General features: G+C 68.6%; 28 protein-coding genes and 2 pseudogenes. 14 read left to right on the top strand and 16 right to left on the bottom strand.

The window, feature by feature from the left end:
• Positions 1–28 precede the first annotated feature (28 nt).
• Positions 29–607, top strand: a complete 579-nt coding sequence (locus tag ACIBQ8_RS37690; RefSeq protein WP_358289220.1) for a TIGR00645 family protein — start codon at positions 29–31, stop codon at positions 605–607.
• Between the two features lie 3 nt (positions 608–610).
• Here ACIBQ8_RS37690 and ACIBQ8_RS37685 read toward each other — a convergent pair whose 3' ends face one another.
• The 8 genes from ACIBQ8_RS37685 to ACIBQ8_RS37650 all read right to left on the bottom strand — a co-directional run bounded on the left by ACIBQ8_RS37685 (position 611) and on the right by ACIBQ8_RS37650 (position 7,897).
• Positions 611–1,231: a rhomboid family intramembrane serine protease gene (locus tag ACIBQ8_RS37685; RefSeq protein WP_397173449.1), complete on the bottom strand. Its 621-nt coding sequence runs from the start codon at positions 1,229–1,231 to the stop codon at positions 611–613.
• 112 nt (positions 1,232–1,343) lie between these two features.
• Positions 1,344–2,108: a crotonase/enoyl-CoA hydratase family protein gene (locus tag ACIBQ8_RS37680; RefSeq protein ID WP_357967301.1), complete on the bottom strand. Its 765-nt coding sequence runs from the start codon at positions 2,106–2,108 to the stop codon at positions 1,344–1,346.
• A gap of 6 nt (positions 2,109–2,114) precedes the next feature.
• On the bottom strand, positions 2,115–2,888 hold the full coding sequence (locus tag ACIBQ8_RS37675; protein WP_397173447.1) for an SDR family NAD(P)-dependent oxidoreductase: 774 nt from the start codon (positions 2,886–2,888) through the stop codon (positions 2,115–2,117).
• Positions 2,889–2,936: 48 nt separating this feature from the next.
• Entirely contained in the window at positions 2,937–3,275 is a 339-nt protein-coding gene (locus tag ACIBQ8_RS37670) for an STAS domain-containing protein (protein WP_138689510.1), read from the bottom strand.
• A 173-nt stretch (positions 3,276–3,448) separates the two neighbouring features.
• Positions 3,449–4,186, bottom strand: coding sequence for an ABC transporter ATP-binding protein (locus ACIBQ8_RS37665; RefSeq protein WP_352322298.1), 738 nt, complete (start codon positions 4,184–4,186; stop codon positions 3,449–3,451).
• Positions 4,180–4,935 (bottom strand): cobalt ECF transporter T component CbiQ, encoded by a 756-nt coding sequence (gene cbiQ / locus ACIBQ8_RS37660; RefSeq protein ID WP_397173444.1) that lies wholly within the window; start codon positions 4,933–4,935, stop codon positions 4,180–4,182. Before cbiQ ends, ACIBQ8_RS37665 begins: the two co-directional genes overlap by 7 nt.
• Positions 4,936–4,958: 23 nt before the next feature.
• Positions 4,959–5,966: an energy-coupling factor ABC transporter permease gene (locus ACIBQ8_RS37655; RefSeq protein WP_397173442.1), complete on the bottom strand. Its 1,008-nt coding sequence runs from the start codon at positions 5,964–5,966 to the stop codon at positions 4,959–4,961.
• A gap of 74 nt (positions 5,967–6,040) precedes the next feature.
• On the bottom strand, positions 6,041–7,897 hold the full coding sequence (locus ACIBQ8_RS37650) for a glycosyltransferase family 2 protein (protein ID WP_397194441.1): 1,857 nt from the start codon (positions 7,895–7,897) through the stop codon (positions 6,041–6,043).
• Positions 7,898–8,189: 292 nt separating this feature from the next.
• On the opposite strand from ACIBQ8_RS37650, the gene ACIBQ8_RS37645 reads away from it, so the two are divergent.
• Entirely contained in the window at positions 8,190–8,561 is a 372-nt protein-coding gene (locus ACIBQ8_RS37645; protein WP_397194440.1) for a hypothetical protein, read from the top strand.
• A 313-nt stretch (positions 8,562–8,874) separates the two neighbouring features.
• A complete protein-coding gene (locus ACIBQ8_RS37640; RefSeq protein ID WP_397194439.1) occupies positions 8,875–9,816 on the top strand; it encodes a D-2-hydroxyacid dehydrogenase family protein in 942 nt (313 codons plus the stop codon).
• 16 nt (positions 9,817–9,832) lie between these two features.
• Here ACIBQ8_RS37640 and ACIBQ8_RS37635 read toward each other — a convergent pair whose 3' ends face one another.
• Complete coding sequence (locus ACIBQ8_RS37635; protein ID WP_397173434.1) at positions 9,833–10,402, bottom strand: CGNR zinc finger domain-containing protein; 570 nt, start codon at positions 10,400–10,402, stop codon at positions 9,833–9,835.
• A 72-nt stretch (positions 10,403–10,474) separates the two neighbouring features.
• Between ACIBQ8_RS37635 and ACIBQ8_RS37630 the strand changes: the two genes are divergently transcribed.
• The 3 genes from ACIBQ8_RS37630 to ACIBQ8_RS37620 are packed head-to-tail and all read left to right on the top strand — an operon-like array spanning position 10,475 to position 12,794.
• Positions 10,475–11,224: a class I SAM-dependent methyltransferase gene (locus tag ACIBQ8_RS37630; RefSeq protein WP_397194438.1), complete on the top strand. Its 750-nt coding sequence runs from the start codon at positions 10,475–10,477 to the stop codon at positions 11,222–11,224.
• A gap of 54 nt (positions 11,225–11,278) precedes the next feature.
• Positions 11,279–12,049 (top strand): arylamine N-acetyltransferase, encoded by a 771-nt coding sequence (locus ACIBQ8_RS37625; RefSeq protein ID WP_397173430.1) that lies wholly within the window; start codon positions 11,279–11,281, stop codon positions 12,047–12,049.
• Between the two features lie 40 nt (positions 12,050–12,089).
• The gene (locus ACIBQ8_RS37620) at positions 12,090–12,794 is read left to right on the top strand and encodes a class I SAM-dependent methyltransferase (RefSeq protein WP_397194437.1); all 705 of its coding nucleotides are present in this window, start codon (positions 12,090–12,092) and stop codon (positions 12,792–12,794) included.
• A 19-nt stretch (positions 12,795–12,813) separates the two neighbouring features.
• Here ACIBQ8_RS37620 and ACIBQ8_RS37615 read toward each other — a convergent pair whose 3' ends face one another.
• Positions 12,814–13,317, bottom strand: coding sequence for a hypothetical protein (locus ACIBQ8_RS37615; protein WP_397194436.1), 504 nt, complete (start codon positions 13,315–13,317; stop codon positions 12,814–12,816).
• Between the two features lie 197 nt (positions 13,318–13,514).
• Here ACIBQ8_RS37615 and ACIBQ8_RS37610 point away from each other — a divergent pair, with 197 nt between their 5' ends.
• Positions 13,515–14,336 (top strand): hypothetical protein, encoded by an 822-nt coding sequence (locus ACIBQ8_RS37610; protein ID WP_397194466.1) that lies wholly within the window; start codon positions 13,515–13,517, stop codon positions 14,334–14,336.
• A gap of 72 nt (positions 14,337–14,408) precedes the next feature.
• Here the strand turns inward: ACIBQ8_RS37610 and ACIBQ8_RS37605 are convergent.
• Positions 14,409–14,711, bottom strand: a pseudogene (locus tag ACIBQ8_RS37605) (Imm8 family immunity protein); the annotation flags it as partial.
• Positions 14,712–14,881: 170 nt separating this feature from the next.
• Here ACIBQ8_RS37605 and ACIBQ8_RS37600 point away from each other — a divergent pair.
• The 4 genes from ACIBQ8_RS37600 (at position 14,882) to ACIBQ8_RS37585 (ending at position 17,669) form a co-directional block, all read left to right on the top strand.
• Positions 14,882–15,334, top strand: coding sequence for a hypothetical protein (locus ACIBQ8_RS37600; RefSeq protein ID WP_397194435.1), 453 nt, complete (start codon positions 14,882–14,884; stop codon positions 15,332–15,334).
• A complete protein-coding gene (locus tag ACIBQ8_RS37595) occupies positions 15,253–15,861 on the top strand; it encodes a hypothetical protein (RefSeq protein ID WP_397194434.1) in 609 nt (202 codons plus the stop codon). The genes ACIBQ8_RS37600 and ACIBQ8_RS37595 overlap by 82 nt, the downstream gene beginning before the upstream one ends.
• 93 nt (positions 15,862–15,954) lie before the next feature.
• A complete protein-coding gene (locus ACIBQ8_RS37590; protein ID WP_397194432.1) occupies positions 15,955–16,527 on the top strand; it encodes a DUF6461 domain-containing protein in 573 nt (190 codons plus the stop codon).
• 92 nt (positions 16,528–16,619) lie between these two features.
• Positions 16,620–17,669, top strand: a complete 1,050-nt coding sequence (locus ACIBQ8_RS37585; RefSeq protein WP_397194431.1) for a hypothetical protein — start codon at positions 16,620–16,622, stop codon at positions 17,667–17,669.
• 157 nt (positions 17,670–17,826) lie between these two features.
• On the opposite strand, the pseudogene ACIBQ8_RS37580 reads toward ACIBQ8_RS37585, so the two are convergent.
• Positions 17,827–17,979, bottom strand: a pseudogene (locus ACIBQ8_RS37580) (DUF5984 family protein); the annotation flags it as partial.
• A 162-nt stretch (positions 17,980–18,141) separates the two neighbouring features.
• Between ACIBQ8_RS37580 and ACIBQ8_RS37575 the strand changes: the two are divergent.
• Entirely contained in the window at positions 18,142–18,690 is a 549-nt protein-coding gene (locus ACIBQ8_RS37575) for a hypothetical protein (protein ID WP_397194430.1), read from the top strand.
• Complete coding sequence (locus ACIBQ8_RS37570) at positions 18,621–19,430, top strand: DUF3027 domain-containing protein (RefSeq protein WP_397194429.1); 810 nt, start codon at positions 18,621–18,623, stop codon at positions 19,428–19,430. Before ACIBQ8_RS37575 ends, ACIBQ8_RS37570 begins: the two co-directional genes overlap by 70 nt.
• 631 nt (positions 19,431–20,061) lie before the next feature.
• On the opposite strand, the gene ACIBQ8_RS37565 is transcribed toward ACIBQ8_RS37570, so the two are convergent.
• The 4 genes from ACIBQ8_RS37565 to ACIBQ8_RS37550 all read right to left on the bottom strand — a co-directional run bounded on the left by ACIBQ8_RS37565 (position 20,062) and on the right by ACIBQ8_RS37550 (position 23,735).
• A complete protein-coding gene (locus tag ACIBQ8_RS37565) occupies positions 20,062–20,670 on the bottom strand; it encodes a DUF6461 domain-containing protein (RefSeq protein ID WP_397194464.1) in 609 nt (202 codons plus the stop codon).
• A gap of 59 nt (positions 20,671–20,729) precedes the next feature.
• On the bottom strand, positions 20,730–21,227 hold the full coding sequence (locus tag ACIBQ8_RS37560; RefSeq protein WP_397194428.1) for a hypothetical protein: 498 nt from the start codon (positions 21,225–21,227) through the stop codon (positions 20,730–20,732).
• 747 nt (positions 21,228–21,974) lie between these two features.
• Positions 21,975–22,481, bottom strand: a complete 507-nt coding sequence (locus ACIBQ8_RS37555; protein ID WP_397194427.1) for a hypothetical protein — start codon at positions 22,479–22,481, stop codon at positions 21,975–21,977.
• A 537-nt stretch (positions 22,482–23,018) separates the two neighbouring features.
• Positions 23,019–23,735, bottom strand: a complete 717-nt coding sequence (locus ACIBQ8_RS37550) for a hypothetical protein (protein WP_397194426.1) — start codon at positions 23,733–23,735, stop codon at positions 23,019–23,021.
• Between ACIBQ8_RS37550 and ACIBQ8_RS37545 the strand changes: the two genes are divergently transcribed.
• Complete coding sequence (locus ACIBQ8_RS37545) at positions 23,715–24,056, top strand: hypothetical protein (protein ID WP_397194425.1); 342 nt, start codon at positions 23,715–23,717, stop codon at positions 24,054–24,056. The genes ACIBQ8_RS37550 and ACIBQ8_RS37545 overlap by 21 nt on opposite strands.
• Positions 24,057–24,073 lie beyond the last annotated feature (17 nt).

Here is a 24,073-nt window from a genome sequence, read left to right as displayed (position 1 = left end):
CCTCCGGCTCGATCAGTAGGAAACATTCTTGCCCGAACAGCCCCCGATCGGCCAGGGGCGAGCGCTGCCCCGCAGCCTCGGCTACCTCATGTTCGCCAGCCGCTGGCTGCAGGTCCCGCTCTACCTGGGCCTCATCGTGGCCCAGGCGGTGTACGTCTGGCAGTTCATGACCGAGCTGTGGCACCTGCTCAGCAGCGTCTTCCTGCACCCGGCGACCGGCGACGGCACGTCGGCCGAGGTCGTCGTCATGCTGACGGTGCTGGCGCTGATCGACGTCGTCATGATCTCCAACCTGCTGATCATGGTGATCATCGGCGGCTACGAGACGTTCGTCTCGCGCATCAACCTCAACGACCATCCCGACGAGCCCGAATGGCTCTCCCACGTCAACGCCAACGTGCTGAAGGTCAAGCTGGCCACGGCCATCGTGGGCATCTCGTCGGTGCACCTGCTGCAGACGTTCATCCGGGCGCGTGACGTGCCCAACGACAAGATCATGTGGCAGACGATCATCCACCTGGCGTTCGTGGCCTCGGCGATCGGCCTGGCGCTCATCGACCGCATGCTCGCCGGCTCGCCGGCCGAGCGCACCAAGCCGCACCTGTAGCGCTCAGAAGCGGGCTGGCAGCTCTTTCCTGCGGCGCAGCACCCAGGCGGCCACCACGCCGCCCAGGAGCCCGAACAGGTGGCCCTGCCACGAGATGCCCTGCTGGTTGGGCAGCAGCCCCCACAGGATCGAGTAGTAGGCCACGCCCACGCCGATGGCGATCAGGAGGTCGACCAGGCGGCGGTCGAACACGCCCCGGGCCAGCACGAAGCCGAAGTAGCCGAAGATCAGGCCGCTCGCGCCGATCGTGATCACGCCGGGGCTGGACACCCACGTGCCGAGGCCGCCGATCAGCACGATCAGCAGCGTGGCCCAGAGGAACTTGCGGATGTCGCGCACCGCCGCCAGGAAGCCCAGCACCAGCAGCGGCAGCGAGTTGGCCATGAGGTGGCCGAAGCCGCCGTGCAGGAACGGCGCGAAGAGGATGCCCACCAGGCCGTCGGCGTCCCAGCCGGCGATGCCGTAGGAGTCGAGCGCGCCGCCCATCACGTAGTCGACGCCCTCCAGGACCCACATCACGGCGAGCATGGAACCGAGGATGAGGATCGCCTTGATCGCGCTCGACAGGAAGGTGCCGGCGCCGCGCTTGGCCGACTCGAACCTGGAACCCGAATGGTCGCTCATGCGCTCTCCTGGTGGTCGTCTCCTCCCCTTTACCGTACGCAGGAAACGCCGCGCACGCGCGTTGACGCGGCCCCTTCCGGACGTGCGGAAGGGGCCGGCGTACGGGTGAGGGTTACTCGCCCTTCCACTGGGGGGCGCGCTTCTCGGCGAAGGCCGCCGCGCCCTCCATGGCGTCCTTGGAGCCGAACACCGGGTTGATGATCGCGCCCTGCTTCTTGAACATCTCCTCCAGGGGCCAGTCCTGGGACTCGATGATCACCTTCTTGGTCGCCGCGAGCGCCAGGGGGGCGTTGGCGGCGATCTTGCGGGCCAGTTCCAGCGCGCCCTCCAGGGCGGCCCCCGGCTCGGTGATCCGGTTGACCAGGCCCAGCTCGTACAGGCGGGAGGCGGGGTAGTGGTCGCCGGTCAGGGCGATCTCCATGGCCACGTGGTACGGGATCCGCCGCGGCAGCCGCATGATCCCGCCCGCGCCCGCCACCAGCCCGCGCTTCGGCTCGGGCAGCCCGAACGTGGACTCCGACGAGGCCACGATGACGTCGCACGACAGGGCGAGCTCGAAGCCGCCCGCCAGCGCGTACCCCTCGACCGCGGCCACCAGCGGCTTCTTGGGCGGCGCCTCGGCGATGCCGCCGAAGCCGCGCCCCTCGACCACCGGGAAGTCGCCGGACAGGAACCCCTTGAGGTCCATGCCCGCGCAGAACGTGCCCCCGGCGCCGGTCAGCACGTACGCCGAGATCTCGGCGCGGGCGTCGAAGGTGTCCAGCGCCTCGGCGATCCCCCGGGCCACCGCGCCGTTGATCGCGTTACGCGCCTTCGGCCGGTTGATGGTGATGACCGCGACGTTGCCGGACTCCTCGACGAGCACTTCGTCAGACACGGGACCTCACTTGGGCTGGAAGCGGATGCCGCCGTCGAAGCGCACGACTTCGGCGTTCATGTAGTCGTTCTGGACGAGCGAGTGCACCAGGTGGGCGAACTCGTCGGCCCGGCCCATGCGCTTGGGGAAGACCACGGGGGCCACGAGCTTGGCCTTGAACTCCTCGGCGTTGCCGGAGAAGCCGTAGATGGGGGTGTCGATGATGCCGGGGCAGATCGTGTTCACGCGGACGCCGATGGCCGCCAGGTCGCGCGCGGCGGGGACCGTCATGCCCACGATGCCGCCCTTGGAGGCCGAGTAGGCGAGCTGGCCCGTCTGGCCCTCCAGGGCGGCGACGGAGGCCGTGTTGATGACCACGCCGCGCTGGCCGTCGGCGTCGACCGGCTCGGTGGCGGCGATGGCCGCCGCGGCGATGCGCATGAGGTTGAAGGTGCCGATCAGGTTGACCTCGATCACCTTGCGGTACGTGGCCGGGTTGTGCGGCTTGCCCTCGCGGTTGACCGTGCGCTCGGCCCAGCCGATGCCCGCGCTGTTGACCACGACGCGCAGCGGCTTGCCCGTGGCCACGGCGGCGTCGACGGCCGCCTGCACCTGCTCGTCGTCCGACACGTCCGTCTTGACGAAGACGCCGCCGAGCTCGTCGGCGACGGCCTTGCCGCGCTCCTCGTTGAGGTCGGCGATGACCACGGTGGCGCCCGCGCGGGCGAGCTCGCGGGCCGTCGCCTCGCCGAGGCCGCTGGCACCGCCGGAGATGATTGCTGCAGATCCGTTGACGTCCATATCCCGGACCTTAACGCGCCAACCGAATGAAGTTCTACTCGGGGCGGGTTAAATCCCTCCCACGGCGCTGTCGACGTCGGAGTACACCTTGATCCGCCGGTCGAGCCCCGTGGTCCGCAGGATGCGCGCCACGGGCGCCTGGGGCGCGGCGAGGGACACCCCGCCTCCCTCTCCCGTGGCCAGCCGCCAGGCCTCGATCAGCACCGACAGACCGCTGGAGTCCATGAACGACAACTGCTGCAGGTCGAGCACGAGCCTGGCGCTGTCCTGCTTGATGGCGTCGCGGACCTCGTCGCGGAGGAACGGTGCGGTGAACAGATCGAGCTCTCCCTCAACGGCCACCACCACGGCGTCACCCAGGGCGTGTCGCGCAAGCCGCAGCTTCATTTGGCCCCTCCTCGATGAGCCACTGTACTTCGACATCCCCGGATAGCGGGCATGCACAAACTACGAAGAGCCGGATACAGAAGGACTAGAACGGACTAATCACCCGCTGGACGCGGCGCTGAGGGTTCTTACCCCGCCGGCCGCCCGGCCCGCGACCTGGGCGCCAGGTTGCCTCACCCGGCCGGGACGGCGAAGCCGTACGGGAGCTCCAGGCGGTGCCCGGCCAGCAGCTCGGCGTCGGCCAGCAGCTCGCGCGTGGGCCCGTCGGCGGCGATCACGCCTCCCGACAGGATCAGCGAGCGCTCGCACAGCTCCAGCGCGTACGGCAGGTCGTGGGTGACCATGAGCACCGTCACGTCCAGCGAACGCAGAATCTCGGCCAGCTCCCTGCGCGCGGCCGGGTCGAGGTTGGAGGAGGGCTCGTCGAGCACCAGGATCTCCGGCCGCATCGCCAGCACCGTGGCCACCGCCACCCGGCGCCGCTGGCCGAACGACAGGTGGTGCGGCGGCCGGTCGGCGGCCTCCAGCATGCCGACCCGGTCGAGCGCGTCGTGGACCACCCGGTCCAGCTCGGCGCCCTTGAGTCCGGCGTTGGCCGGGCCGAAGGCGACGTCGTCCCTGACCGTGGGCATGAAGAGCTGGTCGTCGGGGTCCTGGAAGACCAGGCCGACGCGCTGCCTGATCTCCTTGAGCGTGTCCTTGCGCACCGGGACGCCGCCCACGGCCACGCTGCCGTGCCCGGCGGTGAGGATGCCGTTGAGGTGCATGACGAGCGTCGTCTTGCCGGCGCCGTTGGGACCGAGCAGCGCCACCCGCTCGCCGCGGCCGATCGCCAGGTTCACGCCGAACAGCGCCTGAGTGCCGTCGGGGTAGGCGTAGGCCAGGTCACTGACCTCCAGAGAGTTCACCATGAGAGCCCCAGAACCGCGAGTGCCACGACGGGCAGGACGAGCGCCGCCGCCCACTGCCCGATGGATGCCGAAATATCTTGAATTATCGGCATCCGTCCAGCGTAGCCGCGACTCAGCATCGCCAGATGCACCCGCTCCCCCCGCTCGTACGAACGGATGAACAGCGCCCCGGCCGAACGCGCGATCACCGGGATCTGCCGGAAGTTGCGCGCCTCGAACCCGCGCGACTCGCGGGCCACCCGCATCCGCCGCATCTCCTCCAGGATCACGTCCATGTACCTGAGCATGAACATGGCGATCTGCACCAGCAGGCTCGGCAGCCGCAGCCGCTGCGCCCCGAGGAGGATGACCCGCGGCTCGGTGGTGGCCGCGAGCAGGATCGAGGCGATCACCCCGAGCGTGGCTTTGACCAGGATGTTCCAGGCCGCCCACAGCCCCGGCACGCTCAGCGAGACGCCGAGCACCGTCGTGCGCTCGCCCATCCCGATCACCGGGATCAGGAACGCGAACAGCACGAACGGCAGCTCGATCACCATCCGCCGCAGCACGTGCCCGGCCGGCACCCGCGCGGCCAGCGCGACGCCCCCGAGCAGCGCCGCGTAGACCGCGAACGCCCAGAAGCGCTCCCGCGGCGTGGCCACCACGACGACGGCGAAGGCGAAGACGGCGAGCAGCTTGCACTGCGGCGGCAGCCGGTGGACGAGGGAGTCAACCGGCAGGTAGAGATCGTGCCGATGCCCCGCGCCCACCGTCACTCACCGTCTCTCACAGATCAGACCCTCACGTTCGTACGGCTGCGCGCGGCGAACGCCACGGCGCCGGCGATGAGCAGCACGAGCCCGACGCCGACGATCCCGGCCACGCCGACCGGGATGCCGCCCACCTCACCGTAGTCGGCCAGCGCCCACGACCCGAACGCGTGGTCGGCCGCCTGGTCGCCGAAGCCCTTGTTCTCGGCCACGGCCTCCAGCCCGTCGGGGTCGGAGGCGGCGAAGAAGGACACCACGCCGGCCAGCACCAGGGTCAGCCCGATCCCGCCCAGCAGGAACGGCTTGAGCGCGCGCGGCCGGGCCGCCGGCGCCGGCTCGTCCACGGTCGTGGTGGCGCCGTCGGCCCCCTTGAGCACCAGCGGCCTGGCCAGCCCGCGGGCGCCGTACACCAGGTCGGGCCGCACGGCCAGCACGGCGGCGACGGTGGTGGCGGTGATCAGCGCCTCGCCGATGCCGATCAGCACGTGCACGCCGCCCATGGCCGCGGCCACGGCCGACACCTCGATGGGCGCGGTGCCGCCGATCCAGAACAGCACGGAGAACACCAGCGCCGAGGCCGGCACCGAGACCAGCGCCCCGAGGAAGGCCCCGAGCGTCACGCCGCCCCGGCCCCTGGCCATCGCGGTGACCAGCCGGAAGACGCCCCACCCGACCAGCACGGTGACGATGCCCATGATGGTGATGTTGACGCCCAGCGCGGTCAGCCCGCCGTCGGCGAAGAACACCGCCTGCACCAGCAGCACCACGGCCATGCAGAGCACCCCTGTGTAGGGCCCCACGAGTATCGCCGCCAGCGCGCCGCCCAGCAGGTGGCCGCTGGTGCCCGCCGCGACGGGGAAGTTCAGCATCTGGACCGCGAAGATGAAGGCCGCCACGAGCCCCGCCATGGGCGCGGTCCGGTCGTCCAGCTCGCGGCGGGCGCCCCGCAGGCAGACCGCTACCCCGGCGGCCGCCACCGCTCCGGCGGAGACGGATGTAGCTGCGTTGAAGAAGCCATCGGGTACGTGCACGGCAACGCCTCCAGAAGGACGAACAAATCCTCCTCACTTTAGAGCATCGCCTTGCACCTGCACATAGGTGGCAATTACTGAAGGAGCTTCCTGAGGATCGTTCGCGGCGTCAGCCGGCGCACGACCGTGCTCAGCCGCCCCTTGCCCGAGGTCGCGTACGGCCGCACGCTGCGCAGCAACGCCGCGCCCCGCCACCTGCGCGGGCCGGCGACCGTGTCGGCGTCGGTCTCGATCCTGAACAGCGCGGGCGGTCCGCCGAGGTCGAGCTCCAGGTAGGCGTCCCAGGTGCCGGGCGGGAGCCGGCCCACCGCCGGCCTGGCCGCGAACCCGCCCCCGGGCAGCGCCGTCACGCGCTCGGCGCGCTCGCGGCCGGTACGCCGTTCGCGCCAGACGATCTGCCTGATCGCCGCGCTCTCGGGCACCTGCCCGGCCACGCTGACCTCGCCGTGCACGACGAGCCGATGGCCGAGCCCCCACCTGGTCCGCTCCAGCCGGACGGTGCCCGGCACGGCGACGACGTGGCCGCCGACGTCGATGCTCAGGTTGCCGTTGTCCCTGGTGAAGTACGGCAGGGTCACCACGCCGCCGATCAGGCGGGGCTGCGGCCGGGTGACGCCGTTGTCGCGGTCGGCGCCCAGCCTGCCGTGGCGCACCACCCCCTCCAGCTCGACCGCCACCCGCAGGTCCCAGATGCCGGAGGCCAGCGTGGCGGCCTCCACCCGGGCGGTGAACTCCGCGCCCTGCCGCTCTGCCGGGACGACCAGCTCGCCGTGCGGGTCGTTGCGGGGGCGCAGCACCAGGGCCACGCCGTCGTCCTGGCTGATGCCCTCCAGCCCGGCCGTGCCGGTCACCACCAGGTGGTCCTCCTCCCAGCGCAGCCCGGTCAGCCGCCGCCGCACGGTGGCGCTCTCGATGCGGGCCAGCCGGACCAGGCGGTCGACGTCGCCGAGCGCGGCCACGCGCTGCCTGTCGATGCTGTTGAGCCGGTCGTGCACGCCGGGGGTGAACCACTCGTCGCACAGCGCCGCGACCTCCTGGGCGATCTCCTTGCGGCGCACGTCGTCGCTCTCCAGGAACACCGCGCCGAGCTGGCTGAAGGCGTCGAGCCTGAAGTGCCGGCGCAGCAGGTGGTCGCGCAGCGGGCCGGGCTCGACGTGCCGGGCCATGAGCCGGATGGGCCGCCGGATCATCGTCAGCCAGGCGACCGGGTCGCGGCTGCCCGCCTGCTGCATGATGCTGCTGCCGTCGGACCTGGAGACCAGGTGGTAGCAGTCGTAGTCGGCGACCACCGAGATCACGCCGGCGTGGCAGTAGGCGTGCACGGTGAACATGATGTCCTCGCCGACCAGCATGTCCTCGGCGAAGCGGATGCCGTGGCGCTCGACCATCTCCCGCCTGAACAGCTTGAAGCAGCTCAGGCTGTTGTAGACGTTGCTGTCGGCGAGGGTCAGGCGCTCGGCGTTCTGCTGGAACATCGACGCGGGGGCCCGCCTGCCGTGGCCCACGATCTTGCCGAGCACGATGTCGGAGCCGTTCCTGTCGGCCATGGCGACCATGCGTTCCAGCGCCTCGGGGCCGAGGTGGTCGTCGGCGTCGCAGAAGAAGACGTACCGGCCGGTGGCGTGGGCGAGGCCGACGTTGCGCGGCCGGCCGGCGCCGCCCGACCCCTCGATGTGCACGACCTTGACGCTGGACTGGTGGTAGGCGGCGTAGAGGTCGAGGAGCTCGGCGCCGCCGTCGGTGGAGCCGTCGTCGACGACGATGATCTCCTTCTTCACCCGTTGCACGAGCGCCGAGGTGAGACACCTGTCCAGATAGGGACGGCAGTTGTGCACCGGGATGACGACGCTGACGTCGACCGTCTCGTCGTTGTTACCCGCCGCCGACATCGCCACCACTGCCGTCACCTCGGAGTCACGTTGCGCCGCCATGTCGTTTCAGTATGTGACGAACGCCCGTCGCCGCGGGGGGCGATCGGCCGTCTTGGAGTCACCTATTTGCCGACCCCGGCGATTCGTTGCATTCTTCGGATAGACCCCACAGATGGCTCTAATCAGCACATTCACCGGGGACCGAATGAGTTTCAGGGGAAAATCCTCGACCTGCCAGAGGAAGAAAACTCTCCGCCGGGATCAGGGACCTACTCCGTGGGCGTCTCAGGTCATCCTCCGGCGGGGTACACACGTCTACAGTTAGGCAACCTTGACCGGGGAGGTGGCGGTAATGGCATCGAATCTTCGCTGGCATCGGGCGGGCGGCACGGGCATGGGCAAGGCCGACTTCGCTCGTTCCTCAGCGCGCCTGACGGAGCTCTTCCAGTGCTCGGCGATGCTGCGACGTACGCGGATGCGGGCCGAGGAGATCGTGGACGAGGCCCGCGCGCTGCTGGCCGAGGCCGAGGCCGAGGAGCTCGCCGACCCCGATCGCATCGAACGCCTGCGCGGCCAGCTGGAGCAGGCGCGGGCTTCCTACTCCAAGGTGCTGACCGCATATGTCACCATCTGTCGCAGGATCAACCAGGAGCGGCAGGAGATTCTGGCGATGCAGATGGACATCGAGTTGAACCGCGATTCCGGCCTTTCGGGAGTCGCCTGACGATTTGCCCGGGACAATTCCCGGATCCCTTGACCGAATGACTTCCCCTCCCTCCGGTCCGTGCCTCCTCTGAGAACGTTTCAGATAGATGTGAACCTATGTGACACCTGAGACGTCTTTTGTTCAGGGAGGCCCACCATGCGCGTCCTTGACGGTCTGGCGTCGCCGGACCTGGAGGAGCTCAACCTGGAGCTGATCCTGGTCGCGGCGTTGCACGAAGAGGCGGAAAGGCTAGCCGCCGAATGAACGGGCTCCAGCTCCCCGGCCCCGCCGGGGAGCTGGAGCAGGGGGCCGCGGCGTAGGATCACGGATCATGCTGCGCTGCGCCGTCCTCGACGACTACCAGGGCGTGGCCCTCGGGCTGGCCGACTGGTCGCGGGTCCGGGCCACGAGCTTCCGGGCCCACTTCACCAGCCAGGACGAGCTGGTGGCGGCCCTGGCGGACTTCGAGATCGTGGTCGTCATGCGGGAGCGCACCCCGTTCGGCGCCGAGCTGTTCGAGCGGCTGCCGCGGCTGCGCCTGCTGATCACCACGGGCATGCGCAACGCCTCCGTCGACCTCGACGCCGCCCGCGCCCGCGGGGTCACCGTGTGCGGCACCGGCAGCGCCGCCACCCCGCCGGCCGAGCTGACCTGGGCGCTCATCCTCGGCCTGGCCCGCCACCTGGTGCCCGAGGCCACGGCGATGCGCTCCGACGGCCCGTGGCAGAGCACCGTCGGCATGGACCTGCACGGCGGGACGCTCGGGCTGCTCGGCCTCGGCAAGATCGGGGCGCAGATGGCCCGCATCGGGCAGGCGTTCGGCATGGACGTCATCGCCTGGAGCCAGAACCTGACCGCGGCGCGCGCCGGGGAGCTGGGCGTGCGGGCGGTGGCCAAGGAGGAGCTGTTCGCCGAGTCCGACGTCGTCTCCGTCCATCTCGTGCTGAGCGAGCGCACCCGCGGGCTGGTCGGCGCGCGCGAGCTGGCGTTGATGCGGCCCAGCGCCTACCTGGTCAACACCTCGCGGGCGGCCATCGTCGACCAGGCCGCGCTGGCGTCGGCGCTGCGCGAGGGGCTGATCGCGGGGGCCGGGCTCGACGTGTTCGAGACCGAGCCGCTGCCCGCCGGGCACGAGCTGCGCAAACTGCCCAACGTGCTGGCCACCCCCCATCTCGGGTACGTCACCGGCGGCAACTACGAGACCTACTTCCGCGACGCCGTGCAGGACATCGACGCGTTCCTGGCCGGCGCGCCGATCCGCGTCCTGGGCTGACCCGGCTCACCACGGCTCACTCCGCCTTCGTCCTGGCGCGGAAGGCGGCGGTCTTGACGCGGTTCTGGCAGGCCGTGGAGCAGAAGCGGCGGGTGCCGTTGCGGGAGACGTCCACGTAGACGCGGTCGCAGTGGGGGGCGGTGCAGACGCCGAGCCGGTCGCTGAACTCGCTGCCGAGCACGATCGCGAGCCCGGTCGAGCAGCTCGCCGCCCAGTCGCCCGCCACCGAGCCGCCGGGGCCATGGAAGTGCAGGTGCCACGGCTCGCCGTCGTGGCGTTCGAGCATCGGCCGGGCCCTGCTCTCCTCCAGCAGCGCGTTCGTGGCCATGGCGGCGGCGTCTACGTCGCCGTCCGCCACCGCGCGGAACACCACGCGCAGCCGGGCCGCGACCTCGGCCAGCTCGGCGGCGTCGGCCGCGCCGATCCCGCGGTGGCCGGAATAGACGCCGGCCAGGGCGCCGGAGGCGGCCGCGGCGAGGTCGTCAGGGACGGGGAAGTCGCGCCCGCGCTGCTCGCCCGGGGTCAGCGCGTTGACCAGCGCCACCGCGACCCGGACGATCGCATCTGTGTGACTGTTGTAATCCACTTGACCAGTTACACCTTCGCGTCCTAAGTTGTGACTGCTCAAATCTTAGACGACAGTCACAGGGGAGATCTGATGCTCACTCAGGAAACCGCGCTGGCATGGATCGAGCGTTGGGACCGTCAGCAGGAGGGCTACCTGCCCGACCGGGAGGCCCGCTTCACCGCGCTGATCGACGCGGTCGAGGCGCTGGACCGGCCGGACCCCGTGGTCATCGACCTGGGGTGCGGGCCGGGGTCGTTGTCCGCCCGGCTGCTCGAACGCCTGCCCTCGGCCACCGTGATCGCCGTCGACGCCGACCCGCTGCTGCTGGGGCTCGGCCGGGCCGCCTACCCGGGGCTGCGGTTCGTCTCGGCCGACCTGCGCACCGGCGGGTGGACCAGGGCACTCGGCCTCGACCGTCCGGCCGACGCCGCCGTCAGCACCACCGCGCTGCACTGGATCTCGCCCGAGGAGCTTCAGGAGACCTACGCCGAGCTGGCCGGCGTCCTGCGTCCTGGCGGGATCCTGCTCAACGGCGACCACATGGACTCCTCCTCCCCCACCCTGGCCCGGCTGGAGCAGGCGGTGCACCAGCGCGAGACCGACCGCGTCTTCGGCGACCGCCGGCCCGAGGACTGGCGCGCCTGGTGGGACGCCATCGCCGCCGACCCCGCCTTCGCCGGCCTCAGCCAGGAGCGCAGCACGGCCGGCGCGTCCCATCACGGCTCGGAGTCCCACCTGGTCGAGCAGCACGTCAGCGCGCTGACCAAGGCCGGGTTCGGCGAGATCGGCACGTTGTGGCAGCGCGGGAACAACCGCCTGCTGTGCGCCGTGCGAAGCTGACCCGCACCGCCATCCGGCGGGCGCGGGCAGGCGAGACGTGGTTTCCTGTAGGTCATGGACGAGTCGCAAGTCACCCGCTACCTGGACAGATTCGGAGCGTCCCGGCCGGTGCCGCCGGACGTCCACGGCCTGCGGGCCCTGCAGCTCGCGCACCTGCGGGCGGTGCCGTTCGAGAACCTGAGCATCCACCTCGGCGAGCCGATCTCCCTCGCTCCCGACGCGCTGTTCGACAAGCTCGTCACCCGCCGCCGCGGCGGCTTCTGTTACGAGCAGAACGGCCTGTTCGCCGCGCTGCTCACCGCGCTCGGCTACCGGGTGACGCTGCTCGCGGCGCGGGTGTTCGGCGGCGGCCGGCCGGGGCCGCTGTTCGACCACCTCGCGCTCCGCGTCGACCTCGACGAGCCCTGGCTGGTGGACGTCGGCTTCGGCGACTTCGCCGACGAGCCGCTGCGGATCGACGAGCGCGGCGAGCAGAAGGACGGCGCCGGGGTGTTCCAGATCGTGCCCGCTCCCGGCGAGCACGGCGATCTCGACGTGTCGCACAACGGCGAGCCCGCCTACCGGCTCACCGCGCGGCCGTACGAGCTGGCCGACTTCGTGCCGACCTGCTGGTGGCAGGCGACCTCGCCGGACTCGCACTTCACCAGGTCACCGGTGTGCTCGATCCGCACGGCGGAGGGGCGTACCACGATCAGCGGGCGCAAGCTGATCGTCACCACGCAGGGCGAGCGCGCCGAGCGCATCCTGAACGAGAACGAGCTGCTTCCGGCGTACCGGGAGCACTTCGGCGTCACGCTCGACCGGGCGCCGGCCGCGGGCGCCTGACCCCGCCGAGGTCGCGCCGGCTGTACTACGGTGGCCGGCCATGGCCGACTACATCTCGCCCGTCTTCTACGATCTGCTCGCCGTGCGCAGCCACGTACCGGGCGTGCGCGAGAAGTTGCCGTCCCTGCTGGCCGGGGTTCGCCGCAGCATCCTGGAGATAGGCGCGGGAACCGGCCTGATCACCACGTCCCTGGCCGAGTGGACGCCCGCCGAGGTCTTCGCGCTGGAACCCTCGGCCACGATGCGGGCGCTGCTGCTCTCCCGCCTGGCCGAACGGCCCGACCTGCTCGAACGGGTCACCGTGCTGCCCTGCGACGCCCTGGGCCTCGACCTCGACGAGCCGGTCGAGGCCATGGTGATGATCAACGTGTTGTACGCCCTGGAGCCCGGTTACCGCAGGCGGCTCTGGCCCGTCCTGGCCGGCCACCTGGAGCCCGGCGGGCTTCTCGTGTTCACCTGGCGCGACGGCGGCCCGCCGAAGCCGCGCCCCATGCGGCACCTGGACTCCCGCCGGGTGGGCCGCCACACGTACACCGTCTCGTCCGAGATCGTGGAGTCGGACGATGAGCGCGCCACGTGCCGCTACCTCTACCGGATCATCGAGGGAGAGAAGGTGCTCAGCGAGGAAGAGCTCGTCGGGCACGCCTACCGTCCCGCCTGGGAAACCCTTCGGGACGAACTCGTGAGCGCGGGATTCGTCCGGGCCGCCGCCCCCGACGGCCTCCTGGCCTGGCGACGCACCTGAACTCCCTCCCGGGCGGGCCTCAGTCGTCGCTCCAGACGTACCAGCGTCCGTCGAAGTGGCGGTACGAGCCTGACCCGTCGACGTCGGGCTCACCGTCCGCGCTCCAGGCGAATCCGTAACTGCCGAAGAATCCCGCGTCCTTGATCATGAATCCGAAGGCCCCGCGGGAGCCTTCCAGATACTTGACGGGATAAAGCCCGATCCATCGCCGCTTCCCCGGCGGCGTGCCCTCTGACACCGTCTGCGCGATGTGCTCAAGGCCGCCACGCGACAACTCGAACCGCACCCTCATCGGCGCGTCGATGTAGACCAGCGCCCCCGTCAGAGCCACCACCAAGAGCGGCACGCCCCAGAACGGCCAGTGACGGCGTAACGTCACCACTCGCTCCCGCCGGATCAGAACGCCACCCAGCATGACGAGCCAAGCAACGCCGAACAACACCCACCCGGCGCCGGCGGCCATCAACCACGGAAAATGCCAACCGGGAACGCTGGTGGCATAAAGCGTCCCCAGCCCCAGCACAACAGCAATCGCTCCCCATGCCCTGTCTCCGACCCCCGTGGAAGCCTCCGCACCGGACGAGCGCGGACGCAAGGGCCGCCCTTTATTCATCCGCGAAATCACCAGTCGGCACCCGATCGTTACGAGATATCGCCCATCCGCCGAGCATCGCTCTCTTACTCTTTCCTCTGCTATATCCACGAAAATGAAGGACACCGATGAAGCTCTTCTTCGCGGGCCTCGCGACCACGGCCGCGGTCGTGTGCGCGGCGGCCGTACCCGCTCAGGCCGCGTCCCCGGCAACCGCGCAGGCCGCCCCCGCGGACGCGGTGAAAGCCCTGAAAGCCCAACTACTACCAGGCAAGGGCGTGAAGATCACTGAATTAAACAGCATCACCCTCGATTTCACCGTCGACGACCAATCGATGCAGGTGCAGGTGACCACCCGCACCCATGGCACGCTGGCGTTCGGCAGGGGCAAGGTGGCGGCTGCCGACCTGCGGGTGCGCATGTCGTCGCGCCAGAAGGAGTTCGAGCCTCCCTACCGGGTCGTCGCCGAAGGCAGGAACGCCTACGTGACCAACCCCGGCATCGCCAAGGCGTTGCCCGCCGGGCGTTCCTGGATCGGCTCGCGGACCAGCGAGCGCGAGAACTCCATCCTCGACACGGGCGTCACCCCGGCGGACCTGAAGTTCATGCTGGACCACTCCTCCGAGGTGGCGCCTGGCGAATACCAGGGCACCTCCACCCTCGCCGCCTATCGGCACAACAAGTCGGCCGGTGAGGGCAGCGCCGAGTTCCACCTGTACTTCGACAAGAACAACCTGCTCACCCGCGCGGTCGTCGACTCGGCCCCCGTCCCGGACGACGACGAACGTGGCCAGATGACCTTCCACACCGACACCCGTTTCTCCAACTGGGGCGCCAAGGTGCAGATCACCGCACCGGCGGCCGGCAAGGTCATCAACGAGAAGAAGCTCACCCCGAACACCCGCAGGGCCGTCATCAAGGCCGGCTACCCGGAACCCGGCCCCTTCTGACCACCCGCCACCGGGCCCAGCACCACCGAGGCGGGGCCACCCCCGCAGCCCCGCCCGCCATTCGGTGACCTTCTCCGGACGAAGCCCGGCGGCGAACAGCCAGTGGCGGCCCACGACAAAGGAGCGCTGTTCTGGCTGCTCCACGAGAGCTGACGCGGTGCAGACGGTGAGCTGAAATTGTTCCTCGCCTGGCTCCCTCCGAGGATCGACATACATTTCCAGAAGTTTGCAGGCATGGGCGGGGTCATCGATACTCAGCGTTTCTCCGGAAGCCGTTTCGGTGACATCGCGGGAACTTACTAATGGGGTTCGACGTCTGAGAGGAGTGAGACGTCCCGCATATTCAGGCTTACTGGTCACCGCATTAGTGGTCATGCTCACCGCCGGTACAGGCGGTTGCTCGGCACATATCTCGGAATCGGCGTCACGACCCACTGACCTTCCTCCGGTGCCGGCCTTGCCGGCGGCCGAGGACGTCTGGCCCGAGGCGTTCTTCTCCGGTGCCCCGCTGGTTCAGCGACACCCGTGACGTTCAGCCACTGGCGATGCTCAGCAAGCACGAGGTGCTCATGGCCGACCCCGGCGAGCACCGGCCGATCCTGGTGAACTACGACCGGCGGACCGGCAGGCACAAACTGTTGGGCACCGTCCCCGAGAGCGTGGCGCGTTACCACCGGATCGAGAATGTGACCGTCAGCGATTCGCAGATCGCGTGGATCGCCGCGGTCCGCCACCCCGACCGGACGAGCCCCGAGTTGCAGCTGTGGACGATGCCGATCACCGGCGGTCAGATCCGTGTCGGCGGCGCGGGCGGCAGCGAGTGGGCGGCGTGCCCGTTGCTGAGCGGCCGGCCCCTGTCGCGCCCGCCCCCAACCGGCCCGCGGGCCGAGATGGTCATCTGTACCGCCTGGAGATCGTGGGCGACCAGATCGTCTGGTGGCACGACAGGGGAGGCGCCGCCTACCGCGTCCCCCTCGCCGGCGGAGCTCCGGCCCTGATGGGCTCCGGCCACCTCTCCACCTGGCCCTGGGTGCACGACGGCAAGAACACCGTCACCAACGTCGTCACCGACGAGAAACGCTCCGCCGAAAAGGTCGACGGCACCGACCGGCGCTGCGGGCCCGACTGGTGTGTCAGCGGCGTCGCCCGCGCCGCCGGCCGGCTCACGCAGGTGATCGTGCAACGCCGGGACGGCTCACGACACAGCGTCCTCCCCGGCGGGTTCCGCAGAAGCCCTCTCTTCCACGACCGGTTCGGGTTCTTCGATCCGCCGAAGGTCATCGGCGAGGGCTCCTCCATCTCCACAGCCCGGATCGGAACGCTGGAGAACGGCAGCGTGATCTACGACCGCTGCGCCGACACGTCCGCTGTGCTGCAACCGAAGGAGGGCAAGCCGGCCGAGGGTGAGCTGACCGTTCAGGTCGGCGGCTCCCTCTCCGGCGGCCCGCTGTTGTTCTGGCGGGACGACGCCCGCAAGCGGTACATGGTCATGGATCTGGCCGCCATCCCCAAGCAGGCATGCTGACCGTCATCCAACTCGCCAACGGACACATCCGCGCGACACACGCCTTCCGACTGCAGACCCTTTCCTGTCGGTGCCGGCTGCCAGCATGACGACATGCCCTTGCAGCCCCCCGACGTCTCCTGGCTCCGCGGCGAGTACGCCGAGGAGTGCTACAGCTTCATCTACGTGCGGACCACGCCCGAACAGGTGGTCGCGCGCCTCGGCGGCCGTTGGGAGGACTTCACGCCGGGCCCCTTCCCCGAAGGCCCGGACGCCTACTCGGCCCCGGGGGCCCCTGTCGGCGTCACCTCCATCGGCGACTGGACGTTCCTCTTCGACCCCGACTGGCTCGGCACCTGCGAAGACCTGATCACCGAGCTGTCCAGGGGCACCCGCCTGGTCTCCCAGGCCGCACTCGGCGTCAAGGACCTCGACTACTTCTACTGGTGCGAGGACGGCGAGATCAGGTTCGGCTGGGGCGGCGACGACGGCTTCCTGACGGAAGTGCCCGCCGAACTCGCGGGCACGATGGAGGAGATCGACAGGCTCTACCCGTCGCTTCCCCGCCTCTACAGAGGCCCGGCCTTCCTGCTCGTCGAGCACCTGACCGGCATCAGGATGACGGAGCACCTGCTGGAGAGCTCCAGGTTCAGCTGGGGCGTCATCCCACCTGCGACCAGGCCCTGAAGTCGGCTGGAAGCCGAGTCGCTCCCGAAGCGCCCGCACCTTGCCGGGGTCATGTGCCCGCATCTCCCCTCAAGGTGGAATGTTGTGCCACCATGATCGCCTCGTGGTGCGGCAAAGGAGGCTGTTTGGTCGTCTTCTCCTGTGCGTCGTGCGGCGCCGTACTGACCGCGCGGGTGGCGCGGGTGGCGCTCCCCGACCACTCCGGCCAGAAGTACGGCCATGACCTGCTCCCCGGTCTGCTGGAGCCGGGAACATACGTCGTGGACCCTGGAGATGGCCGTCCAACAGCCCCTTGGGTGCCCGAACCGGAAGATCACGGCGTCCGGCTGATGATGTACCGCATCACGGGCCCTCCGGACAGGATCGGGATCGCGCCGGGCGACGTCCGCGGAACCGTCTGTATCCCGGACCGGTTGGGCGGCTGCTGTTGCGGCTGGGACGGCCAGTACGGTCCCAACCTGGCCTGCGCCGGGTGCGGCTGCCCGGTGGCGACCCGCGTCGACGACTGCGGGTTCTGGCAGGTCGTGTGGCTGGAACCGGACGCCGTGCGTCCCGTCGCCGTCGCCGGCCCCGTCCAGCGGGTGATGGACTGGACGGAACTGCCGAGCACGCCGCCCGTCGATCCGCGGGGCTTCTGGAACCCTCAGTGGGAGGCCGCGATCGCGGTGGCCCTGGCACATCTGGTGGCGGCTTCGGGCGGCAGGCGGGTGTCCGTCCCCGAGGGGCCCGTCGCGGAAACGTTTCGCCGGACGATCGACAGCCTTCTCCCTCCCGGGCCGCCGGAACGGCGCCTGGTGCTGGCCGGCCCCGGCCTGTCCTCCCCGATCACGGACCTCGCCCTGGTGCCGAAGCATCCCCAGACCGGTGAGGTCTGGCCGTGTGACGCGGGCGCGGTGGTGCCGCTCGCTGCGGACGTGTGGACGTACCTGGCCTTCAACGACGATCGCCGGCTCATGCCTGCCGCTTATGGGATGCCTGCCGCCGTCCGCCGCGACGATCCGCTCCCGCTGCTGCCGCACAGGTTGTTCCGTCCCGACGAGCGCGTGTTCTCCAGCGCACTGGAGCGGCTGACGACGGTTCGGCCACCATGGCTGCGCCGCATCCACGACTCGCTGAAAGCGGGCTCAGACCTGTTCGCGTAGACCTTTCCACATCAGCCCCGAGATCCGATCCCGTCAGCGGACCTCCCAGAGTTTCCGCAGACGCTTCGCCCCGAACGCACGGTTGTCCAGCACTCGACCCATCGCCGTACGGGAAATGCCACCCGACGTACGTGCTCCTCGCGCAACTGCCCAGGTCGAGCACAACGCCCGCCGGCGCCCCTCCGCGCTCAAGCTCAGCGGTCCGCTCCCCCATGGCCGTGATCACCTGACGGCCGAAATCCTCGATCGCCGCGACGCACTCCGAGGCGGCCAGGACGACACGCCCACTGCGCGGACTCGCAAGAGTCACCTCGTCGTCCTCGGGATTCACGCACCCACCCTTCCTCGTGCCACCAGACAACCTTCCGATGCCCCTGCACACACGGCCCTGCTACGGTTCCAAGGCGATCTGATCAAGGTCCACTGCACCGATGTCGGCCTCGCTTAACGTGCGCATATGCGGCGCTTACGCGTGATCGTGCTGGTGACCATCGGACTCACGAGCGTGACGAGCTGCTCACCTCCCATAGCGGGGGCCACCGGCGTCAGCGTCGACGCAGAGGGGCATCCGATCATCGTCCTGGCATGGTGCGGGGAAGCAACTCCCGAAGGCGTAGACATCTCGCACTACGAGGACAATTCAGGCCCGTGGGCCACCATGCCCGGCCCTTCCTCAGCAGCAACGGTCGTGGACGACGTGGACTTCATCGCACCGTCTCTGGACGGGCAGAACGCATCCGTCCGGCTGGACGCTCCGAATGATGGTTGGGCAGTAGAGCCGAGACCGTTCGTCCTGCGCCCGGGTGTGCTCTATTCGGCGTTCGGCTACCAGGGGCGAGGCCACAACCAAGTCAACACCAGCCACGTCACCTTCTCCACTGACAGCATGGCGGCTCTCAAGCCGGGATTGGTGCTCGTCCAGAGGTACGACGACAGCCGGTCGCTGACCGGGTGGGGCGACGTGACGATCACGCAGGAACAGTTCGACCGCCAGAGCCAGGATCCGGCCAACTGCCAATGACCACTCGTCGACCTGATCCTCAGGATCACCACTGGCAGATGACAGGTACTCACGACCATGCTGGCTACAGCGAGGCCGAGCGCTCCGCGATTCACGAACGGTGGCTTGCGGGGTGCCATCGGCGTACCGAGGATCCCGATTACCGAGAGGAGTGGTACTCCGAGCAGTGCGGTGCCTGCCGATTCTGGTTCCCGCTGGCCGGCGCGCTGGGCAACGATTACGGCGCGTGCGCGAACGCGGCGTCCCCCTTCGACGGCCGGGTTCGCTTCGAGCATGACGGGTGTGACGCCTTCCAGGAATCGGGAACCTGGTCCGTTCCGGCGGACCACGAGACGTATCGACGCTGGAGGCTTTACCTCGACGCGCTGGGCAACACGGACGAGCACGGCTTGTCGCTGCTGCGCGACGCGCTGGCCGAAGAGCCTGACCGGGAACTGGCACTGGCCGTGATCCTGCGCGCACTGGAGGCGGTGACCGCAGGCGAGCGGCGAGACTGGATCGCTCTGGCCCCTACCGGCCAGCACCGGGAGCGAGCCGAGACCCGCGCGAAAGATCTCGAACTCCTGGCGAGCGGCCCGGCCGGCCAACCCGGCGAATGGTCGGAGTGGTTACAGCTCAGACTCGCAGCGACCACCTCCGATCCGGCAACACTCGAAACCCTCGCCCGAGCAGGGCGCACAAAACGCGTCAGACGCCTGGCCACAGAGCGCGAGCTGGCAATGCGCACCCCCGACCCCTAAGGCCGAATCACCCACCCCTCGCCTTGTACAACTACCTGCTCCGCGACATCGTCAAGAGCGCCAACTCCGGATGTCTTCGCGACGCCTCACCTGGGCACCAGCAGGACGTTCTGATAAATCATCCATCCGCGCGAGAAGCGAGCCTGCCCACCAGACGAACGACATCGCCCCCGTCGCCCAAGCTCGTTCGCTTTGTCCCAGGTGAATGGCAGACGGGATGATCATCTTACGCTCTAGCCGCCAGCAAGGGCGTTAACAAGATCGCATCTTTGTCCTGACAAACAGACAGCCGATGAGAGGTATCGAACTCCTGACCGCCTTTTACAATGGCAGGCAAGCGCCTGGTGAATGACGCTCAGGGATATCCGAGCAACAGGTCCAGTCCGTTTCATGCGATCAGGTAAGTCGGCGTTGCTGTCCGGGTTGCTGTACAGCAACCGTCACCCGTCGGCGTTCTCAGGGGCGCGGCCTGCTGCACGTAGGTTCCCTTGCCATGAACGCTCCGGATAAGGCCACGCTCGCGTAGCTTCTTCATCCCACGCCGAACGGTCATTCTGGCTATGCGTACTGCTCCGTGAGGTCCAGTTCCGGAGGAAGCCGCTGCCCAGACTGAACCATCGTGGTCAACGCACTAGCGAGGGTAGATGAGCGAGTGCGTCGCCTCAAGCCAGTCAGCGGCGATGTCCGTCCCCGTGATCCGGCCGATCAGCGTCAGGACCGAGCTGATGCTCTCGCCCTCGTCCACGCGATCCTCGATGACGTCGTCGCCGCTGGTCTGGAAGCGCAGCCCCTCCATGAGGTGATCGAGCGCGCGCGGATCGCTACCCTGCACGGGATCGGGCCAGGTGGGCTGGAAGGCGACAACCACCTCCCCGTCCTTCAAATACTTGAAATGGTCATGGCCGCCCATATCCATACTGAAGCACAGCGCCTCCCGCCCACCCATCGTCAACGGCAGCAGGAAATCGTCGTCGGTCGGCCCCGGAATGATGCAGGTCCACCCTCCGGCCTCGCCCACCCAGGTGGGCCCGCCTTCCCCACTGTTGTCGAGCAATTCGTTCAGGTGGCTCGGCGTGCTGGTGACGAGGTCCAGGGAGAATGCCTCGGCGACGGCGTCGCGATCCATTCCTTTGACCCAGAGGGCGCTGAATCCCAGCGTCCAGAGGTCCATCTCGTCATCGAGTCCCTCGGTGAAGATGGTCGACACTAGGAGATCGTGCAGGTGCGTCGGCGACTGCATGCTCACCTTCCGATGGTGGAGGGGCCGGGAGAGGGCGAAGCCCTCTCCCGGCTATGACGTTATGACGGTGGTGCGCCGTTGCGGATTCTGACCCAGAAGGCATTGGATGGCCAGTTGCCCGCGCCGCCTTCGAGCTGGCCAGAGGTGAAGACGCGGTAGCGGGCGTAGAAGGCTGCCAGGTCGCGTCCTGCGGCTTGGTTGTGGTCGGTGCTCACCTGACGCAGTGAGGCGTTGAAGGTGGGCGTCCAGACGTTGTTGGTGAGCTGGCCCTCGACACCGATCGCCTGGTTGGTGGAGGCGAACGGATACTCGTCGCACTGCTTGCCTGGGCCGGCCCCAGGGAGGTTCGGGCAGTACCAGGTCATCTGCGTGCGGTTCTTCGAGTTGAGGAGAGGGCCGTCGGGTGCGCTCCCGTTTCTCGCCCGCCTGGTCAGGGGCGGTCTGGGTATCCGGTCATAGTTGCCGGGGAAGCTCTTGGTGATCGGGTTGCCGTTCCGGTCAAGCTTCGGATCGGTCGCCTGCGGGTTCTGGAAGGCATCCCTGATGTGCCTCGCCACCTCACTGCGAACGGGTCGTCCGCGTACAAGGAGGAGTAGGTCTTGACCTGCGCGTTCAGTGGCACCCCGCCCGCCTGATCGAGCGGGTGACCGGAATCGAACTCGTACTGTCAGCTTGGGAAGCCTTAAAGATCATGATCCCTGACTTGCGAAAACGTTGACTTGGGCGTGTGCAGATCCAGTTACCGTGAGTCTCTGTGAATCCCCACTGATCGCTGACCGTACGGGCACGCAACGGGCACGCGCCTTCTGGCCCGTAGGGCCTCAAACGATCTCCAGGATCGTTGAGACCTGTCCGGCTCAGTTCGTGGTCGTCCACACGGGTGGCTCCCGAAAAGGGCTTGCCGACACCCGCCTGAGCTGCCAAGACTCGTCGAAGTGATCCGCTGGCAAGCCCGCCCGCGTACCTGCTTGGTGAGTCGTACGGCAACGCGTCAGGGCACTGGCGCGGCAATGGTGTCTTGGAAGTCAGCGGATCACCAACATGCGGATTAAAAGATCCAGTTCGAGCCGTTCCAAATCGTTTAATGCAGGTCAGTGGAGCTGTGTACGGTCTCCTCTGAACGCTCCTGAACGGCATGGAATTGCAACGGCAACTGCAACTGCCGGCAGCCGTGCCGACGGTTTTTACAGCTCGTGACCGGTGCGAACTATGCACGTCCTTCTACTTGCGGTGGAACCTCCGAGGCGCACCTTCATGCCCTTGATCATTACACGCATATTGCACACGCCGCCTGGGCACAAGGCTCAGGTGGCGGCGTCGTTCAAATGAGCGATCCATTCGCCCTGCTTGACGACGACGGGCGGGGACGGCTGTGCGGGCCAGATCTGCAGGTAGTGATGGTTGCCAGCGAAATCAGGCTGCTCCTCAAGCGTGCTACAGACGTGGTAACGCAGCCGGTGAAGGCCCGGACCGGCCGGCAGCGGGGGAAGGCGGCGCATTGCCGTATCCCAGTCCATGCCCCATCCGATCAGGGAGACCTCGCCGGTCGCCGACATTAAGTCGATCTCCACGACCTCCTCGTACCCGTCGAGGTCGGCGCCCGGGTCGTGATCGGCAATGGTCACCATGAAGGGGATGCCGTCGCCGTGCTGATACATGATCGACAGTTCAGCCATGGCGTTCCACACCGTGACGAGCGCAACGGATGACACCACGTCGCCCGCATCGTCGCCGTCCCAATCCGTCAGTAAGACAGTGCCGCAGTCCTCGACGTCTACTTCTACCCGGACGGTCTCCGCATAGGGACTCATAGGTGGCGATCGTAGGGTCTGCCACCGACAGACCGGCCAGATGTCCGCAGTCCGAAGATCAGCCAGGTTACTCGGCGGGCCAGGGCTGAGGAACGAAGCTCTGGACCTTCGATCGCCCCCAACCATGTCCGGCGGCCAGCCATGCAGTGGCGATCGTAGGGCTCATCTGTGCGGCGGTGTGGCAACCCCGGTCGGCGCGTTCGGCAAGTGCGGCGGGGCCGGCGTACGGTGCCCGGTCCGGTGTCCCGCCGCCGGCCGGGACCGGCCCCCAGGCCGCACGCCCGGACGGCGGGCGGGCGGAGGGCCGGGGGTACGGCGGCGCGCCGCGTCGCCGCTTGATACCTAAAAGAACAACTCGGCAATTCGGCAGACCCGCCCGTGTTGCGCTCAGTCGAGCAGGTCAGGACGGCGGCTGGTCAGAGCTCTGCGGGCGGTGACGAAGCGTTCGTGGAACTCTTCGGCAAGTGCTTCGCGTCGGTAGCGCTGTCGTAGTACGCGGTCGAGGTCTCCGGCACGGTTGACGAGGTCTGTGAGGGATCATCGGTCGATGTCGAATGCGGCCAGACCCTCATCAACCGCTGCGTCGAGTTCGCCTCGGCGGGCGTGGACGATACCGAGATCAATATGTGCGTCGGCGACTCGCATGGGGGCGTTGGAGGTCCCGTCTGGGCGGGTGTGCATCTGGATGGTTTCGCGGGCGTGTTCTTCGGCGCGGTCGTCGTCTGCGAGCCAGGTGTAGCAGGTGGCGGCATAGAAGACCCATTTGGCGTGGTCGAACACGAAGTGGTGGTCTGGGTGGTCGGGCATGGGCAGGCTGCTGAGGACTTCGGCTCCGCGAGTCAGGGCACGGTCGGCTTCCCGGCGCTCTCCGATGCGGGCCAAGCCACGGGCTTCCTGCAAGGTGAGTTGGACCATGGCGCTGCTGGTGCCGGCGACTGCCTGGCCCATGCGGGCGGAGGTGACGACGTCTTCGTAGCGGCCTTCGACGAGGGCGAACCACGCGGACATCTCGTGTGCCCAGCCCATGAGTTCGCCGTGTCCGACCTGGCGGCCCATCTCGAACGCGGCCCGTCGAGCTGTCTCGGCTTCTTCCCTCTCGCCCAGGTCGTAGTGGACGCATCCCAGTAGTGCGGTCAGCCATCCAGTGATCACGAGTAGTTCGCGATGCTGATCGAGGGTGAAGCGTCCGGCCAGGAGGTGGTTGATCTGGGCGAGGCGCTTCTGTGTGCGGTCGTGGAGGGTGCCTGCGGGCACCGCTGGCTGCTCAACCTCCCCGGTCACATCGCCGATGGCACCCTGGACGACTACGAGGACACAGTACGGCTGCACCTGAAGTCGGGACTGGGCCGCCACAAGCTGACCCAACTCACGGTGGCCCAGGTCGATGCCCTGTGGCAGGCCAAGCGCACGGCGGGATACAAGGCGAACAGCGTCCGCAACATGCGTGCCGTTCTGCGCAAGGCCATGGGCCAGGCTGAGCGGGAGGGCCTGGTCATGCGGAACGTCGCGGCCCTGTCCATGCCTCCACGCGTCCCGGTCGAGGAGGGCCGGACGCTCACGGTGGAGGAGGGCTAGCTACTCCTCAGCACAGC

It is taken from the genome of Nonomuraea sp. NPDC049646 (genome assembly GCF_044465525.1).
GTDB lineage: Bacteria > Actinomycetota > Actinomycetes > Streptosporangiales > Streptosporangiaceae > Nonomuraea.
This window is presented reverse-complemented; position numbering and strand designations above follow the sequence as displayed.

Bases quoted from the DNA above. Each gene is read 5' to 3' on its own strand.
- ACIBQ8_RS37685 (WP_397173449.1), bottom strand. From the start codon at position 1,231: ATGAGCGACCATTCGGGTTCCAGGTTCGAGTCGGCCAAGCGCGGCGCC.
- ACIBQ8_RS37675 (WP_397173447.1), bottom strand. From the start codon at position 2,888: ATGGACGTCAACGGATCTGCAGCAATCATCTCCGGCGGTGCCAGCGGC.
- ACIBQ8_RS37670 (WP_138689510.1), bottom strand. From the start codon at position 3,275: ATGAAGCTGCGGCTTGCGCGACACGCCCTGGGTGACGCCGTGGTGGTG.
- ACIBQ8_RS37665 (WP_352322298.1), bottom strand. From the start codon at position 4,186: ATGGTGAACTCTCTGGAGGTCAGTGACCTGGCCTACGCCTACCCCGAC.
- ACIBQ8_RS37650 (WP_397194441.1), bottom strand. From the start codon at position 7,897: ATGGCGGCGCAACGTGACTCCGAGGTGACGGCAGTGGTGGCGATGTCG.
- ACIBQ8_RS37645 (WP_397194440.1), top strand. From the start codon at position 8,190: ATGGCATCGAATCTTCGCTGGCATCGGGCGGGCGGCACGGGCATGGGC.
- ACIBQ8_RS37640 (WP_397194439.1), top strand. From the start codon at position 8,875: ATGCTGCGCTGCGCCGTCCTCGACGACTACCAGGGCGTGGCCCTCGGG.
- ACIBQ8_RS37630 (WP_397194438.1), top strand. From the start codon at position 10,475: ATGCTCACTCAGGAAACCGCGCTGGCATGGATCGAGCGTTGGGACCGT.
- ACIBQ8_RS37625 (WP_397173430.1), top strand. From the start codon at position 11,279: ATGGACGAGTCGCAAGTCACCCGCTACCTGGACAGATTCGGAGCGTCC.
- ACIBQ8_RS37620 (WP_397194437.1), top strand. From the start codon at position 12,090: ATGGCCGACTACATCTCGCCCGTCTTCTACGATCTGCTCGCCGTGCGC.
- ACIBQ8_RS37610 (WP_397194466.1), top strand. From the start codon at position 13,515: ATGAAGCTCTTCTTCGCGGGCCTCGCGACCACGGCCGCGGTCGTGTGC.
- ACIBQ8_RS37600 (WP_397194435.1), top strand. From the start codon at position 14,882: ATGCTCAGCAAGCACGAGGTGCTCATGGCCGACCCCGGCGAGCACCGG.
- ACIBQ8_RS37590 (WP_397194432.1), top strand. From the start codon at position 15,955: ATGCCCTTGCAGCCCCCCGACGTCTCCTGGCTCCGCGGCGAGTACGCC.
- ACIBQ8_RS37585 (WP_397194431.1), top strand. From the start codon at position 16,620: ATGATCGCCTCGTGGTGCGGCAAAGGAGGCTGTTTGGTCGTCTTCTCC.
- ACIBQ8_RS37565 (WP_397194464.1), bottom strand. From the start codon at position 20,670: ATGCAGTCGCCGACGCACCTGCACGATCTCCTAGTGTCGACCATCTTC.
- ACIBQ8_RS37555 (WP_397194427.1), bottom strand. From the start codon at position 22,481: ATGAGTCCCTATGCGGAGACCGTCCGGGTAGAAGTAGACGTCGAGGAC.